Annotated in this window: 11 protein-coding genes and 1 tRNA gene; 5 read left to right on the forward strand and 7 right to left on the reverse strand. The window is 62.0% G+C overall.

The window, feature by feature from the left end; translation table 11 throughout:
- Nucleotides 1-187 precede the first annotated feature (187 nt).
- From DDD64_RS08125 to DDD64_RS08140, 4 genes are all read right to left on the reverse strand, one after another.
- Nucleotides 188-463, reverse strand: a complete 276-nt coding sequence (locus DDD64_RS08125) for a DUF488 family protein (protein ID WP_338119687.1) — start codon at nucleotides 461-463, stop codon at nucleotides 188-190.
- A tRNA-Ser gene (locus tag DDD64_RS08130) sits at nucleotides 449-535 on the reverse strand. Before DDD64_RS08130 ends, DDD64_RS08125 begins: the two co-directional genes overlap by 15 nt.
- Nucleotides 536-722: 187 nt before the next feature.
- On the reverse strand, nucleotides 723-1,700 hold the full coding sequence (gene nrdF / locus DDD64_RS08135) for a class 1b ribonucleoside-diphosphate reductase subunit beta (RefSeq protein ID WP_375712897.1): 978 nt from the start codon (nucleotides 1,698-1,700) through the stop codon (nucleotides 723-725).
- Nucleotides 1,701-1,820: 120 nt separating this feature from the next.
- Nucleotides 1,821-3,419 (reverse strand): trypsin-like serine peptidase, encoded by a 1,599-nt coding sequence (locus tag DDD64_RS08140; RefSeq protein ID WP_126135870.1) that lies wholly within the window; start codon nucleotides 3,417-3,419, stop codon nucleotides 1,821-1,823.
- 160 nt (nucleotides 3,420-3,579) lie between these two features.
- On the opposite strand from DDD64_RS08140, the gene DDD64_RS08145 reads away from it, so the two are divergent.
- The gene (locus DDD64_RS08145; protein ID WP_126135871.1) at nucleotides 3,580-6,747 is read left to right on the forward strand and encodes a DEAD/DEAH box helicase; all 3,168 of its coding nucleotides are present in this window, start codon (nucleotides 3,580-3,582) and stop codon (nucleotides 6,745-6,747) included.
- A gap of 110 nt (nucleotides 6,748-6,857) precedes the next feature.
- On the opposite strand, the gene nrdE is transcribed toward DDD64_RS08145, so the two are convergent.
- From nrdE to nrdH, 3 genes are read right to left on the reverse strand one after another with little or no spacing between them, the layout of a single operon-like run.
- On the reverse strand, nucleotides 6,858-9,011 hold the full coding sequence (gene nrdE / locus DDD64_RS08150) for a class 1b ribonucleoside-diphosphate reductase subunit alpha (protein WP_407706489.1): 2,154 nt from the start codon (nucleotides 9,009-9,011) through the stop codon (nucleotides 6,858-6,860).
- Nucleotides 8,993-9,391, reverse strand: coding sequence for a class Ib ribonucleoside-diphosphate reductase assembly flavoprotein NrdI (gene nrdI / locus DDD64_RS08155; protein WP_016442132.1), 399 nt, complete (start codon nucleotides 9,389-9,391; stop codon nucleotides 8,993-8,995). The genes nrdE and nrdI overlap by 19 nt, the downstream gene beginning before the upstream one ends.
- A 42-nt stretch (nucleotides 9,392-9,433) precedes the next feature.
- On the reverse strand, nucleotides 9,434-9,697 hold the full coding sequence (nrdH, locus tag DDD64_RS08160; RefSeq protein WP_126135872.1) for a glutaredoxin-like protein NrdH: 264 nt from the start codon (nucleotides 9,695-9,697) through the stop codon (nucleotides 9,434-9,436).
- 488 nt (nucleotides 9,698-10,185) lie between these two features.
- Here nrdH and DDD64_RS08165 point away from each other — a divergent pair, with 488 nt between their 5' ends.
- The 4 genes from DDD64_RS08165 (at nucleotide 10,186) to DDD64_RS08180 (ending at nucleotide 15,093) form a co-directional block, all read left to right on the forward strand.
- Complete coding sequence (locus DDD64_RS08165; RefSeq protein ID WP_126135873.1) at nucleotides 10,186-11,799, forward strand: L-lactate permease; 1,614 nt, start codon at nucleotides 10,186-10,188, stop codon at nucleotides 11,797-11,799.
- Between the two features lie 95 nt (nucleotides 11,800-11,894).
- A complete protein-coding gene (locus DDD64_RS08170) occupies nucleotides 11,895-12,749 on the forward strand; it encodes a (Fe-S)-binding protein (protein ID WP_126135874.1) in 855 nt (284 codons plus the stop codon).
- Nucleotides 12,746-14,446, forward strand: coding sequence for a LutB/LldF family L-lactate oxidation iron-sulfur protein (locus tag DDD64_RS08175; RefSeq protein WP_126135875.1), 1,701 nt, complete (start codon nucleotides 12,746-12,748; stop codon nucleotides 14,444-14,446). The genes DDD64_RS08170 and DDD64_RS08175 overlap by 4 nt, the downstream gene beginning before the upstream one ends.
- Nucleotides 14,443-15,093: a LutC/YkgG family protein gene (locus tag DDD64_RS08180; protein WP_126135876.1), complete on the forward strand. Its 651-nt coding sequence runs from the start codon at nucleotides 14,443-14,445 to the stop codon at nucleotides 15,091-15,093. Before DDD64_RS08175 ends, DDD64_RS08180 begins: the two co-directional genes overlap by 4 nt.
- The last annotated feature ends 226 nt before the right edge of the window (nucleotides 15,094-15,319 follow it).

A 15,319-nucleotide genomic window follows, 5' to 3' on the forward strand; every position in this document is an offset into this window, starting at 1 on the left:
CTGCACATTCCACCGCAGGTGTCAAGGAAGCAAGCTTATTGAGGTACTCGAGCTCAATAAGGCTGACTTTTCGTTGCTATGGCAGGGCAAACCCCGGATATGAGACCCACTTTTTGTCTATTAACCCCGCGAAGCGCTCGGACTCTTCTAATACAGCGCACGTTTCCTCAATCACGAGTTTCCGGTGTCACTGCTGGTGATTAGCCTCAAAGCAAAAAATAAGAATCGCACCGTCATGCGCTAAGCCAGCAATCTCGTGGATGGCTACCCGTGCATCCGGCGTTGCGAGTACTTCGTTGCGGAAACGCGCGTGAGCGGCATGCGCCTCGGGAGTTCCAGGATAAGCGAAAGCTGCTCGATTATCTTTTGGATTACCAAGGGACCGCATATGAACATAGCGGGTTCCGGTAGATTCAACCGCTTGGCTAATCCACGCGCCATCACAGAGCGGAGACGGAGGGATTCGAACCCTCGAGCCGCTACTGCGACTAACACCTTAGCAGGGTGCCACTTTCGGCCACTCAGTCACGTCTCCATGCTCACCGGGAAAGCCTGAGCCAACCCGTGCAAGCCTTACTAGCGTACACGCTCACCGGGGCGCGATGCCAGTTTTTTGCGGCGGAATTCGTCACGCACCGAATGCGCGATCACCGCCAGGCCGGCGCTGCGGCGTCGTACCGCGCCGCCACCGCACGCCGCACCACCGCGAGCGCGCAAGCACGCTAGAAATCCCAGTCGTCGTCGGTAGTATCTTCCACTTCACCGATAACGTAGGAGGATCCCGAACCGGAGAAGAAATCGTGGTTCTCGTCTGCGTTCGGGGATAGCGCCGCCAGAATCGCGGGGTTGACGGCCGTCTGGTCCGGGTTGAACAGCGCCTCGTAACCGAGGTTCATAAGCGCCTTATTGGCGTTGTAGCGCAGGAACGCCTTGACGTCCTCCGTGAGGCCCATCTCGTCGTAGAGGCTGGCGGTGTATTCTTCTTCGTTCTCATAAAGATCTTGGAGCAGCTCAAAGGTGTATTCCTTGAGTTCGGCCTTGCGTTCCTTGCTGGCCTTCTCCACCGCGCGCTGGTACTTGTAGCCGATGTAGTAGCCGTGCACGGCCTCGTCGCGAATAATAAGGCGGATGAGGTCGGCGGTATTGGTGAGTTTGGCGTGCGCGGACCAGTACATGGGCGCGTAGAAGCCGGAGTAGAAGAGGAAGGATTCCAGCATCGTGGAGGCCACCTTGCGCTTTTCCGGATCATCCCCGCGGTAGTAATCCAGCACGATCTGCGCCTTCTTCTGCAGGAATTCGTTATTTTCCGACCACTGGAAAGTTTCGTCGATCTCGTCGGTGGAAATAAGCGTGGAGAAAATTGAGGAATACGACTTCGCGTGCACCGATTCCATGAAGGCGATATTGGTATACACCGCTTCCTCGTGCGGGGTCACCGCGTCCGGAATAAGCGAAACAGCGCCCACGGTGCCCTGAATGGTATCGAGCAGAGTCAGCCCGGTGAACACCCGGGTGGTCATGAGCTGCTCGTGCGGCTTGAGGGTATTCCACGACTGAATGTCGTTAGAAAGCGGCACCTTTTCGGGTAGCCAGAAATTCCCCGTGAGGCGGTCCCACACTTCGAGGTCCTTTTCGTCCTCGATGCGGTTCCAGTTAATGGCTTGCACAGAACTGACAAGTTTCAACTTCGGGGGGATCACAGTAGCTCCTTGGTAGCGCAGGTGATGCGGAATAGATGATGGTTAAGAACGACGACGCCGCTCGCGCCGCCACACCCCGCCCATTCTAGACGGTTGAATCGGTAAGCGGTGCGAGCCAGGTCATGAGGTGCGCGACCGGGGCTGGATACCTTGCTCGGAGATATCCGCATACTGCGTCGTCGTGCCATCGGTGCCGGTGACGGTGAGGGTGTCATCAGCGATACTCATCTTCTCCACATTGGTGAATTCGAGGGGGAGATGCGGGTTGAGGTGCTCGGGGTGGCGCAGGCCGAAAAGCCCCGGATCGTGCCAGAGGATGAGGGCGCCATCCCGCCCGAGGGTGAGGATATCGGCCATGCCGGAGCCGTCCAGGTCCCCGGCCGCGAGAGTGCGGAGATTCCGTAAACGGCGATCACGCCTACCGAGGATCCGCACGGAACGGAACCGCCGCGCGGCATCCAACTGGGCGAGCTCGCCGGTTTCTTCTTCGGCTCGCGGCAGAGTTTCTTCCCCGCTGCCGGCATCCAGGTAGAGCGCGACCGCCCCGGAGGGCCATACAGTGAAAGCATCCGCGCGGTCGGGCTGGCCACCCAGGTAGCCGAGGACTGTATGCGCCGGTTTGCCCGGCTCCAGGGTGGCATCCTCCAGGGTGATACGGGCTTCTTCCAGCAGGTCAGCGATGAGGTTATCCATGGGGACGCCCACGGATTCGTCATCGGTATAGCCCCCGCCGTCCTGCGCCCCGCCGGTAATCGCCACGATGGCCCATTCCCCGCCCTCGTTCTGCTGGAGCCAGGGCCCGCCGGAGACCCCGGTGGGCATCCCGGCGCATTCGATATGGAAGTAATCCACGCCGTTCTCCGTGAACGTTTCGGTGGAATTGCGGCAATGGCGCGGGTAGGCGGACGTGTAATTATCGGCCTCGAAGGATTCGGCCACCGGGTAGCCGATCACCTCAATATCGGGTTGTTCCGGGCTTACCTCCGCGATGGATAGCCCGCCGGTTACATCTTCGAGGAGGTTTCCGAAGCGGTCCGGGTCCGCGGTGAGGATGGCGGCGTCGTACCGATCCGCATCGTCATCATCGCTGTAATACGCATCGTTGATGACCACGGCGTCCGGGTCGATGCGCCAAATACCGTGGGGGATATAGGCGGCACCCGCGATAATGGCGAATTGGGGCACAAAAACGGTGGCGGCGAAGGCATCTCCGGGCCAGCAGTGCGCGGCGGAAAGAATCTGGGAGCGGCCCGGGGTATCGAGCACCACGCCGGTGCATCCCCGAATCACCTGGGTGGTTCCCGGAACGACGTGGAAGAAGGTACCCATCTGCGGGATTCCCGGGAAGTTGTAGCCCGCCCCGGGCAGGCCCTCCCCCAGGCCGACGTCGCTCACCTTGGGATCGTCGCTCAGAGCAGCGTTCACAGAATCGGGAAACCCGGCGCCGCGGTGGTAGGCGGCGGCCAAAACCCGGCCGTCCACAATGCCCGAGTCGTCAAATTCGGCGTCGAGATCGCGGTAGGTGGCGTCGTCGTCCCAGACGATAGCAACGGCGTCGTCGCCAAAATTATCGTACGTAACCGGGCGGGGAATCGGAGCGGCGAGCACCGGGGCTTTAACCAGTGCGCAGCCACCCACGAGCCCCGCTACCAGACCCAGCGTGAGCAGCGTGCCCAGTAGCACCGCCAGGGTGCCCGCGTGCCGATACCGATTCCTCACCTGCTCTGCCTTCTTTCTCCGCGGGGTGATTCCGCGGAAGTGGCACCCATCCTACCGCGCCGCCCCGAACGCGACGCGCTCGGTTCGCCCGCCGGAGTCCGGCCCGGAGAACCCGGAGCCCGGACTTTCCCCATCCCCGGATGCGTCTTAAAATTAAAGGATGGCCGGCACACTTCGCTCTGCTATCGCAGCACTTACCTCGGATTTCTACGAGCTTTACTTCACGCCTCCCATGCTCGCCCGCGGAAAACGCTACGCGGCAACCGGTCGCGTGCTTGAGATAAAGGAGAATTCCTACGGCATCGTCGCCCGCGTCCTCGGTAACGGCCACACCTACCGGGTTCTTATTACCTCCGTACATCCCCTTACCGCGTCCTGCTCATGCCCGGTCTCACGGCGGTGTAAGCACACCGTTGCCACCTTGCTGGTGTACGCCGAGCATGTGAAAGACCGCTCCTGGCGAACACTGCTTACCGATAGTTGTGTGGGAATAGAGCAGCGCCCGGCTACCCGCGGTCTCGGGCTTATTCTCATCCGCGGTGCGGAAAGCGGGGAAGTAACGGGTTTGCTGCGCCCGGCCCAGCGGAATCTCAACGGAGAGTGGTCACACCGCACCACCACCTGGTCCACTATTGCTCCCGCGCACGGCTACAGTTCCGCCGCAGAAAGCTTGGATCCCCTCCAGCTTGCGGCGCTGCGGGAATTACATGACGTAGCGAAGCGCGCCTCGTATTTTGACCCGAGTATTTCCTTGCAAAGCTTGGGTACCACGGCGATGGCCTATCTGGAAAATGCTCGCGATACCGGGGTGGAGCTTTTTTGCGGGGATACCGACCAGCCGCTCCGCATTGATAAAGCCCCCTGGGGCGCCCAGCTCAGCTTGTCCGCCCGCGAGCGCGGGAGCGACGATCTGCTCTTGCGAGTGCTACCAGAAACACCGGAGGGCACCCCGGCCGCCGTTATCGAAGGCACCGAGCCGGCCCTCGCCATCAGTTACGAAAACGATTCTTATGTCCTCGGCCGGGTCAATCCGAGTCTTCCCACTACTTTCTCCAAGGCTTTGGAATCCGCGCAGCCCTTACGTATCCCCGCCGCGGAAGTACCCATTTTTGAACTCAACCTCCTTCCCACTCTGCCGCCCGAGATCAGGGTTGTCTCCCCCGACGGGGCGTTCACTCCGCATCGTTTTTCCGACCCGGTTCTGCACGCCCGGATCCGCCGCCCCGCGCCCGACGAGCTCAATTCGCAGCTCACCGGGCCCTTCCTGCTGGAGTGGTACGCGGAACGCCAGCTGCTGGACTCCGACGGCACGGAGCCAACCGAAGCACCGGCATTGTATACACCGCTTACCTGGGGAAGTGGCATCATACAGCTGCCGCAGGACCAACTTCGGGAAGCTCAAAGGGCCTGGCTCGCAGCCAAGATGCCGGACCTCGACTTCCCGCATAGCTGCAACCTTGATATCACCAGCTACCAGCACCTGCGCGAGGATATCGTTCCCGCCTGGCGCGCAGCCGGAATCTCGGTCACATTCGAGGAGAACGCGGACCTCACCGTCCTCACCGAAGCCCCGGTCCTCACCACCACCGTCACCGAGGATCGCGACTGGCTGGATCTGGGCGTGACCGTCACCGTCGGGGAGCACGAGGTCCCCCTCCCCGTCCTCTACGACGCCCTCACCAGCGGCACCTACCACCTGGTGCTCGGAGATGTGGTCATCCCGCTGGGAAGCGATTTCGATGCGTTGCGCCAGCTTTTGTACGACGCCGCCGCTCTCGGCACCGTCACCCCGGAAAGCATTTCCGTGCCCCGGGCCCGGGTGCACGCCCTGGATCTATCGGCGCTGGCCAATCCGCAGGCGCTCACCGATGCGCTAGGCCAGCTTGATCACCTTGGCGAGGCGGTGCCGGTTCCCGAAACTTTCCAGGGCGCCCTGCGCGGCTACCAGGAGGCTGGCTATTCCTGGCTCACCCACCTGGCGCGGGCTCACTACGGCGGCATCTTGGCCGACGATATGGGCCTGGGTAAAACCGCGCAGATGCTCGCCATGATCAGCGGCGAACGCGCGGAGGGCAAGTTGGAAGGCCCGGTGCTCGTGGTGGCTCCCACCTCTGTGGTGCCGGTCTGGCGCAGCGAAGCGGCCCGCTTCACCCCGGAGCTGCGCGTGCACACCATCACCGGCTCAGGTAAACGCCGTTCACAGGATGTGGCGGGTATTGCCGCGAGCGCGGATATTGTGGTGACCTCCTATACCCTGCTGCGCCTCGAGCGGGCGGAGTACGCGAAAGTGGAGTGGGGCGGGGTTATCCTCGACGAAGCCCAGGCGGTGAAGAATCCCAGCACGGTGGGCTATCGCGCCGTCGCCGCGCTCACCCGCCCCTGGACGTTCGCGGTTACCGGCACCCCGGTGGAAAATAGTCTCTCGGATTTGGCGGCCCTGCTGGCCCTCACCAGCCCCGGCCTGCTCCCGGGGCACGCGCGTTTCACGGAAAAGTTCCAGAACCCCATTGAGAAATTCAATGATGAGGAGGCGGCCACGCTGCTCACGCGCCTGGTACGGCCCTTTATGTTGCGACGCCGCAAAGCCGAAGTCGCCAAAGACCTTCCCCCGCGCACGGTCACCGAGCTCAGCGTTCCCCTCGCACCGGCCCACGCGCAGCGCTATCGCAAGCAGCTGGAACGCGAACGCCAGGAAATCCTGGGGCTTATCGACGACCCGAACGCTAATCGCATCTCGATTCTGGCCTCGCTCACCCGGCTGCGGCGCATGGCGATTGACCCGGGCCTGGTGGATCCGCGCATTACCACCCCGCCGGCGAAAACCACGCTGCTCCTTGAGCACCTCCAGCAGATTATTCCCGAGGGGCACCGCGCCCTGGTGTTCTCCCAGTTCACTACCTATCTGGAGCGTATTGCCCACCAGCTTGATCGAGAGGGTATTACCTATAGCTACCTGGATGGGTCCACCCGGGATCGCGCCGGCGCGATTGCGGCGTTCCGCGCTGGTAGCGCCCCGGTTTTCCTTATTTCCCTCAAGGCGGGCGGCACCGGGCTCACCCTCACGGAAGCCGATTATGTGTACATTATGGATCCGTGGTGGAATCCGGCCGCCGAAGAGCAGGCCATTGACCGCGCCCATCGCATTGGCCAGGATAAACCGGTCACCGTGTACCGGCTTGCCTCGGCGGATACCATCGAGGAGAAAGTCATCGCCTTGCAGGCGCGCAAACGCGAGCTGGCCGGCATGGTGGATGAGGCGGCCCGCGGGCCGATCTCCGGGGCGGATATCCGCTCCCTTCTGGAGCTCACCGGGCCGGAAGGCCGCTAGCTGCGCCGTCGTACCGCCACCCGCGCCCGCGCTTAAGCTGTGCGGGCCGGTCACGTTTCCACGCAACCGGCCCGCCGTTCACTCACTCCGCGCGAGTAAACACCGCATACCTACAGCATGCAGGAGACGCAACCTTCCACTTCGGTGCCCTGGAGGGCCGCCTGGCGGATACGCATGTAGTAGAGCGTCTTGATGCCCTTGCGCCAGGCGTAGATGTAATTGCGATTGACATCGCGCGTGGTCACGGTGTCCGGGTAGAACAGCGTGAGGGATAGCCCCTGGTCCACGTGCTGGGTGGCCACCGCGTAGGTGTCGATGATCTTTTGCGGGCCGATTTCGTAAGCATCCTGGAAGTATTCCAGGTTGTCATTAGTCATATACGGCGCCGGGTAGTACACCCGCCCGATCTTGCCTTCCTTGCGGATCTCAATCTTAGAGACGATCGGGTGGATCGAGGAGGTGGAGTGGTTGATATAGGAGATGGAACCGGTGGGCGGAACCGCCTGGAGGTTCTGGTTGTACATCCCGTGTTCCGCTACGTCCGCGGCCAGCTGCGCCCAATCTTCCCGGGTGGGGATATGGTGCGCCGCGAACAGCTCACGCACCCGCTCGGTTTGCGGGATCCATTCCTGCTCGAGGTACTTCGTGAAGTAAGCACCGTTCGCATAGGTGGAATCCTCGAAACCTTCGAAGCGCTCCCCCCGCTCCTTCGCCAGCAGCATGGAGGAACGAATCGCGTGGTAGGCCACCGTATAGAAGTACATATTGGTGAAGTCGAGGGCTTCCTCGCTCCCGTAGAAGATCCGCTCGCGGCCTAGGTAGCCGTGCAGATTCATCTGCCCCAGCCCGATAGCGTGAGACATCTCGTTGCCACGCTTAATGGAAGGCACCGAATCGATGCTGGTCTGGTCGGATACCGCCGTGAGAGCGCGCACCGCGATCTCCACGGTTTTACCCAAGTCCTCCGAATCCATAGCCTTGGCGATATTGAGGGAGCCAAGATTGCAGGAAATATCCTTGCCCACATGCTTGTAGGAAAGATCCGCATTGTATTCGGACGGCTCGGATACCTGGAGGATTTCCGAGCACAGATTGGACATGGTAATCCGGCCCTTAATCGGGTTGGTGTTATTGACGGTGTCCTCGTACACGATGTACGGGTAGCCGGATTCGAACTGGATTTCCGCGAGGGTCTGGAAGAACTGGCGCGCATCAATCTTCGTCTTCTTAATGCGCTTGTCATCGACCATCTCACGGTACTTTTCGCTCACCGAGATCTCGGTGAGCGGCTTGCCGTAGACCCGCTCCACATCGTAGGGGGAGAAGAGGTACATGGGCTCGCGGTTCTTAGCCAGCTCGAAGGTAATATCCGGAATCACCACGCCCAGCGAGAGGGTCTTGATACGGATTTTTTCATCCGCATTTTCACGCTTGGTATCCAGGAATCGCATGATATCCGGGTGGTGGGCATGCAGGTACACCGCCCCCGCACCCTGGCGCGCCCCGAGCTGATTCGCGTAGGAGAAAGAATCCTCGAGCAGCTTCATCACCGGGTTCACCCCGGAGGACTGATTTTGGATGCGCTTAATCGGGGCACCCTGTTCACGCAGATTGGTGAGGTTGAGCGCCACCCCACCCCCGCGCTTGGAGAGCTGAAGCGCGGAGTTAATCGCGCGGGCGATGGATTCCATATTGTCTTCCACCCGCAGCAGGAAGCAAGACACCAGTTCCCCGCGCGCCTGCTTACCGGCATTGAGGAACGTGGGGGTGGCCGGCTGGAAACGCCCGGTAATCATTTCTTCCATGAGGTTGGTGGCCAGCTCGGTATCGCCATCGGCCAGCGCGAGGGCCACGATGCACACCCGATCCTCGAAACGTTCGAGGTAGCGAGTACCGTCCCACGTCTTCAGGGTGTAGGACGTGTAGTACTTGAAGGCCCCCATGAAGGTGGGGAAGCGGAACTTATGCGCGTAGGCCTTCTTGTAGAGGTCCTTGATAAAAGCCATATCGTAGGCCTCGAGCACGCGCTTTTCGTAGTAGCCTTCACGCACGAGGTACTCCAGCTTTTCTTCTAGATCGTGGAAGAACACGGTGTTCTTATTGACGTGCTGGAGGAAGTACTGCCGCACGGCTTCGTGATCCTTCTCGAATTGGATCTTGCCTTCGGCGTCGTACAAATTGAGCTCGGCGTTGAGCGAGTGGTAATCAACGAGCGAATCACCCAGGTTTTCCGAACCGGTATCCGTTAGTGTTGCGATGCCCAAAACTGTTCCAAACCTTCCTTAACCGTGGCAACGTCCGTGGGCGTGCCGAGCAGTTCAAAGCGATACATCATGGGGACGCCGCATTTCGCGGAGATAACATCCCCGGCGAGTCCGTAAACATCGCCAAAATTGGTATTTCCTCCGGCGATCACACCGCGGATGAGAGCACGGTTGTGTTCGTTATTGAGGAATTTGATGACGGGGCGCGGCACGGCGCCGCGATGGTTCCCGCCACCGTAGGTGGGGCAAATAAGCACGTAGGGTTCATCCACCACGGGCGTTTCGCCGTGGATGGGGATGCGCACGGCATCGTAGCCGAGCTTTTCCACGAACCGGTGCGTGTTATTTGTTTGAGAAGAAAAATAGACGATACGTGCCATCGGTTCTTTCCTCAGCGGGCGGCACGCGGCCGCACCGCCAGCTTAGGCAGTCACCAGGGTGGGTTCCGCGGTGGCCTGCGCGCCGGCCTTGAGCGCCTTGATTTCATCGGGGCGGTAGCCGGACCAGTGGTGGCCGTTAGCGATGACCACGGGTGCCGATTGGTACCCGAGGGCCTTGACCGCGGCGAGGGCCTCCGCATCCTGGGTGAGATCCACGAGCTCATACTCCAGCCCCGCCTTATCGAGCGCGCGCTTGGTGGCATTGCACTGCACGCACGCGGGCTTGGTGTAGACGGTAATGCTCATGAGGTCTCCTCAGTTTCGGATTGTCACGCTGTGTGCGTGGTGGAACGACTACAAGGCTAAACACTACACCTAGTGGCAGCTAGAACAAAAGACCACTAGAACTTGTGGTTGTTACGACGACGCCGTCACTCCCGCTTTGCGCCCATTTCCGCGGTTTTGGGACTTTGGACCCGCGCTTTGTGAAGCTGGTAACCACCCCGTCCGGCGTGTCACGCGGAGCGGATGGGCCGTCAGCTACATACCTAGCCACCCACGCAGCGCGCCGAATCATTTAGCACATTTACTAGTTTTCCGCCAGAGTAAGGAGTCCCTTACTAGGCGTTTTGTGCGCAACATCACCCACATTTAAGCGCTCTCAATTTTTATCTTGTGACCTACGTCCGTACGATCTTAATCAGACTTAACCGGATTCGGATTCGACCGCCGTGACCAACGCTGCTCACCGACCCGCATCCGACCCGACCTCGTGCGATGGATAGGAGAACATCGTGGAAGCCTTTACACAAACTGCCGCGCCGCTGGGGAGTCTCACCCTCTCCGCCCTCGTGGCCCTCCTCCCGCTCCTCACGGTGTTCCTCCTGCTGGGTGCCTTCCATATCAAAGCCCACTGGGCGGGCGTATGCGGCGTCGTCGTTGCGCTTGCCGTGGCGATTTTTGCTTTCCACATGCCCGCCGGCATGGCGCTGGCCGCCGGCCTGGAAGGCGCCGTCTTCGGGATCTTCCCCATCACCTGGATTGTTCTCACCGCGATTATCCTGTTCGAACTCACGGTGGCCTCCGGGCATCACGACACCCTCATGCAGGCTTTCGCGCGCCTCTCCCCCGATCCGCGCGCGCTGGGCATTTTCATCGCTTTTAGTTTCTGCGCCCTCCTCGAGGCGCTGGCCGGTTTCGGGGCGCCGGTAGCGATTTGCGGCGTGATGCTGCTCGCCCTCGGTTTCACGCCCTGGAAGGCGGCGCTCACGGTGCTGGTGGGCAATACCTTCGCGGTGCCCTACGGGGCGATGGCCACCCCCGTGCTCACCGGGGCGAACCTCACCGGAATTGATGCCGCCACTCTCTCCGCGCAGATCAGCGAACAAACCAGCGTGCTCGTCTGGCTCATCCCCTTCGCGCTCCTCCTCATTATGGACGGCTGGCGCGGCCTGGCCCAGGTGTGGCCCCTGGCCCTGGCGGTGGGGGCATCCTACGCGCTGAGCACCTGGTTCGCGGCCCGCACCCTGGCACCCGGCCTGGTCAATATGGTGCCCGCGCTAGTGAGCCTGGCGGTGGGAATCGCGCTGCTGCGCATCTGGCAACCGCGCGGGAGCCGGGCCGCGGCCGAGCGCCTCACCGGCGCCGCACCCCGGCCGACCACCGAACGGATCCGCCCCGCGGCCCTGGCCTGGGCAATCTTCCCCTACGTACTCATCGTGGCAGTTTTCGTCACCACCCAGATGGTGCCGGCGATCCGAGGTGCCCTGGCCGCCACGAATGTGACGATCCACTGGCCAGCCCTGTGGGCCGGGGGTGAGAATCTGGTGCGCGGGACCGACGGTACGCCCGCCGCCTCCACCACCTACACTTTCGCCTGGTTGAGCTCCCCGGGCACCCTGCTGCTCCTGACCGCCCTGGTGCTGGCCGCCTGCTACCGGATGAAGCCGGGCGCCGTGGCACGCCTGATGTTCGCCCAGGTCTATAAGCTGCGCTGGACTTTCCTCACCATCGGTTCAGTGCTCGCCCTCGCCTACGTGATGAACCTTTCCGGCCAAACCCTCACGATCGGCACCTGGATTGCCGGGGCCGGTTCCGTGTTCCCCTTCCTCGCCCCGATTCTGGGGTGGATCGGCACCGCGGTGACCGGATCGGGAACCTCAACAACGGCGCTCTTCGCCAATCTGCAGCACACCGCCGCTACCCAGATCGGGGCGGATCCGGGGCTGCTGGTGGCCTGCAATACCGTGGGCGGGGCCGTGGGCAAAATGATCAGCCCGCAAACCCTGGCAATTGCCACCGGCGGGGTGGATATGGTCGGCGAGGAATCCGTGCTGCTGCGCCGGTCCCTGCCCTGGGCCTGCGGCCTGCTCATCCTGCTCTGCCTGCTGGTTGGGTTCCTCGCCTAAATGAATTCCTGCCCTGCCTCAGTTCCGCGACTGGCCGGGCACAGCGCCGCGCAGCGGCGCCGTCGTCGTAACAAAAACGAAAGAAAAGAGTTGATATGAGCCTGATTCCCGGGCCGGAACCGCGCAAGAAAGTTGCGGTTTTCGCCACCTGTATTAACGAGGTGATGTTCCCGAATACCGTGAATAATACCGCGGTGCTGCTTGAGCGGCTCGGATGCGAGGTGGAATTCCCGCGCGCCCAGACCTGCTGCGGTCAGATGTTCACGAATACCGGTTATTTTGATCGGGCGCTGCCGAGCGTGCGGGCTTTCCTCGAAGCTTTTGAGGACTACGACTATATTGTGGGGCCCTCCGGATCCTGCGTGGGATCGGTGCGCGAACAGCACGAGATGCTGGCGCTGGATGCCGGTGAAGATGAGCTGGCGCGGCGCGTCCACGAAGTGCAGAAACGGGTCTACGACATCAGCGAGTTCATCGTGGATGTGCTCGGGACCGTGGATGTGGGCGCGTATTTCCCGCATACCGTGACCTATCACGCCTCCTGCCATTCGCTGCGCGTGGCCGAGGTGGGTGATCGCCCCATTCGCCTGCTGCAGGCGGTGCGCGGGCTGGAATATATCCCGCTGGAGGATATGCGCCAGTGCTGCGGCTTCGGGGGCACGTTCTCCGTGAAGAACTCGGACGTGTCTATTGCGCTGGGGCGCGATAAGGCCCGGCACGTGCTGGAAACCGGGGCGGAATACGTGGCGAGCCTCGATAATGCTTGCCTCATGAACTTCGGGGGGATTCTCCACCGGGAGAAGAAACCCGTGCGACCCATTCACATGGTCAATCTGCTGGTGCAGACCGCACCCGTTGGTGCGAGCGCTGGAGCGGGAGCCTTAGCGGGGGCCGCCGGCACTGCGTCGGTACCGGGCGCCGCAACAATCCCCACCGGGAGGATCGCATGAAAACACTGAAATTGGAACGCCTCACCCCGGCCCCGCCCGACGGGGATCTGCTTGATTCCCCGGCCTTCCCCAAGGCCGCGGTACGCGAGCTGGGTAACGAAACGCAGGCGAAGAATCTCCATCACGCCACCCACACCATTCGCGCCAAGCGGCAGGCGGTGGTGAGCGAGCTGGATAATTGGCAGGATATCCGCCAGGCCGGCGCCGATATTAAGAACCGGGTGGGGCGCCACCTCGATTACTACCTGGCAGAGTTTGAAAAGAACGCCACCGCGGCCGGGGCGCACGTGCACTGGGCGCGCGATGCGGAGGAAGCCAACCAGATCGTTATCGACCTGGTGCGCGCCACCGGGGAAAGCGAAGTCACCAAGGTGAAGTCCATGGTCAGCCAGGAAATTGACCTGAACGAACACCTGGAAGAAGCGCGGATCGCGGCGTGGGAAACGGACCTGGCCGAGCTTATTGTGCAGCTCGGGCATGACCGCCCCAGCCATATCCTCGTGCCCGCGATTCACCGCAATCGTAGCGAGGTGCGTGAGATTTTCCTGCGGGAAATGGGCCAGTACGGCACTCCCTGCCCGCCCGACGTGACCGATGAGCCGGCCGAGCTGGCCGCCGCGGCCCGCGTGCATCTGCGCGAAAAGTTCATGCGCACCAAGGTGGGGATCTCCGGCGCGAATTTCGCCATTGCGGAAACGGGTTCCCTGGTGGTGGTGGAATCCGAAGGTAATGGGCGTATGAATCTCACCCTGCCGGAAACCCTCATTTCCGTGGTGGGTATCGAGAAAATTCTCCCCACTTTCCAGGATCTCGAAGTGTTCTTGCAGCTGCTGCCGCGTTCGTCCACCGGTGAGCGCATGGCGCCCTACGGAACTATTTGGACCGGCGCGCGCGAAGGTGATGGCCCGCGCGATGTTCATATTATTTTGCTCGATAACGGGCGCACCAAGGTGCTCGCCGACCCGGTGGGGCGCGCGGCGCTGCGCTGCATTCGCTGCTCGGCCTGCCTGAATATCTGCCCGGTCTACGAGAAAGTGGGTGGGCACGCCTACGGGTCGGTCTACCCCGGGCCTATCGGCGCGATTCTCAATCCGCAAATTCGCGGCCTGGAATCGGTGGTGGATCGCTCCCTGCCCTTCGCATCCACCCTGTGCGGGGCGTGTAATGAAGTGTGCCCGGTGAAAATCCCGATTTCGAATATCCTCGTGCACCTGCGGCGCAAAGCGGTGGATAAGAAACGGGCCGAAGCGGGCCTGCGCCCGCATGTGGAACCGATCCTTATGGCCGGGGGCGGCTGGGTGATGGGCAAGAGCTGGCGCCTGGGGGCCGCAGCCCGGCTGGCTAGCGTGGGCGGGCGCGTGATGGGCCTGTTCATGCATTACATCGGGAATTGGCATATTCCCGGCGTGCACCGCTGGACCCGGGCCCGTGATGTTCCCATGCTGCCCAAGCGCAGCGCCCGCGCCACGTTCGCGCGGCGCAAGAAACGCGAGGCGCGGCAGCTCAAGCGTTTCCAGAAAGAGTTGCAAAAGGGACAGTTGCATCAACTCGGTTGCGATCCGAGTTTGATCGACGGCGCCCCCGCCGCTCCGCTCGCGCAGCTACCGCCCGGAGCCGGGCAAGTACCGCCCACCGCGGGGCCGGTTTCGCCCGCACCTGATATTTTCGGCCGCCCAACCACGGAGGAGCTGTCATGACCTCGGCACGCGATGAGATTTTCGCGCGGATTCGCTCCGCGCTCGGTGATGTGCCCAGCCAGGATCCGGAAGAATCCGCGATCAGCTGGGAATACAACCAGCCCACCGCCATTGAGGGCGACCTCGTGGATTATTTCCTCGAGCTCGTGGCCGATTACAAGGCCGAAGTGGAGCGGGTCGCTCCGGAGGCGGTCCCCGCGGCTATCGTTGCCCACCTGCACGCCATCGGCGCGCGCTCCGTGGTGCTTCCCGCGGGGCTGGATTCTTCCTGGCGCGCGGCTATTGCGGGGGATGGTTTCCAGGTGTACGACGACGATAACCTCAGCGCCCGCCAGCTTAACGATATCGATGCGGTGGTGACGGCCGCCGCTGTCGGGGTGGCCAATACCGGTACTTTTGCCATGGACCATCGTGCTGACCAGGGCCGGCGTGCACTCACCCTGGTGCCTGATGCGCATGTGTGCGTGCTGCGCGCCGATCAGGTTGTTTCCAATACCCCCGAGGCGATGACCCGGCTCCAGGATTCGGTGCGCGATGGCCAACCGATTACCTTCGTGGCCGGGCCCTCCGCCACCTCGGATATCGAGCTGAGTCGCGTGGAAGGCGTGCACGGCCCGCGCCAGCTGCACGTGCTCGTCGCCGGCTAAATAGGCGGGCGGCACAGCGGGATGAGGGTACTCCCGTGGGTCCAACCAGGTTTTCCTGGTTGGACCCACTTTTATGCACTAACGCCCTTCATGTACTAGTGCACCGTCCGCGATTTAGGTTTCCGGTTATGGGGTGGGGGTTTGTTCTAAGACTGTTCTCGCGCGTGCTATTTTCTCCAGGAGGCTATCCACGTCAGCTACCCACGTGAATGGTGTGGCGGTAAGG

The sequence above is a fragment of the Actinotignum sanguinis genome, assembly GCF_003957255.1.
Classification (GTDB): domain Bacteria; phylum Actinomycetota; class Actinomycetes; order Actinomycetales; family Actinomycetaceae; genus Actinotignum; species Actinotignum sanguinis.

Excerpts from the sequence above, each read along its gene's own strand:
- DDD64_RS08145 (WP_126135871.1), top strand. The coding sequence starts at position 3,580 with ATGGCCGGCACACTTCGCTCTGCTATCGCAGCACTTACCTCGGATTTC.
- nrdI (WP_016442132.1), bottom strand. The coding sequence starts at position 9,391 with ATGGCACGTATCGTCTATTTTTCTTCTCAAACAAATAACACGCACCGG.
- nrdH (WP_126135872.1), bottom strand. The coding sequence starts at position 9,697 with ATGAGCATTACCGTCTACACCAAGCCCGCGTGCGTGCAGTGCAATGCC.
- DDD64_RS08170 (WP_126135874.1), top strand. The coding sequence starts at position 11,895 with ATGAGCCTGATTCCCGGGCCGGAACCGCGCAAGAAAGTTGCGGTTTTC.
- DDD64_RS08175 (WP_126135875.1), top strand. The coding sequence starts at position 12,746 with ATGAAAACACTGAAATTGGAACGCCTCACCCCGGCCCCGCCCGACGGG.
- DDD64_RS08180 (WP_126135876.1), top strand. The coding sequence starts at position 14,443 with ATGACCTCGGCACGCGATGAGATTTTCGCGCGGATTCGCTCCGCGCTC.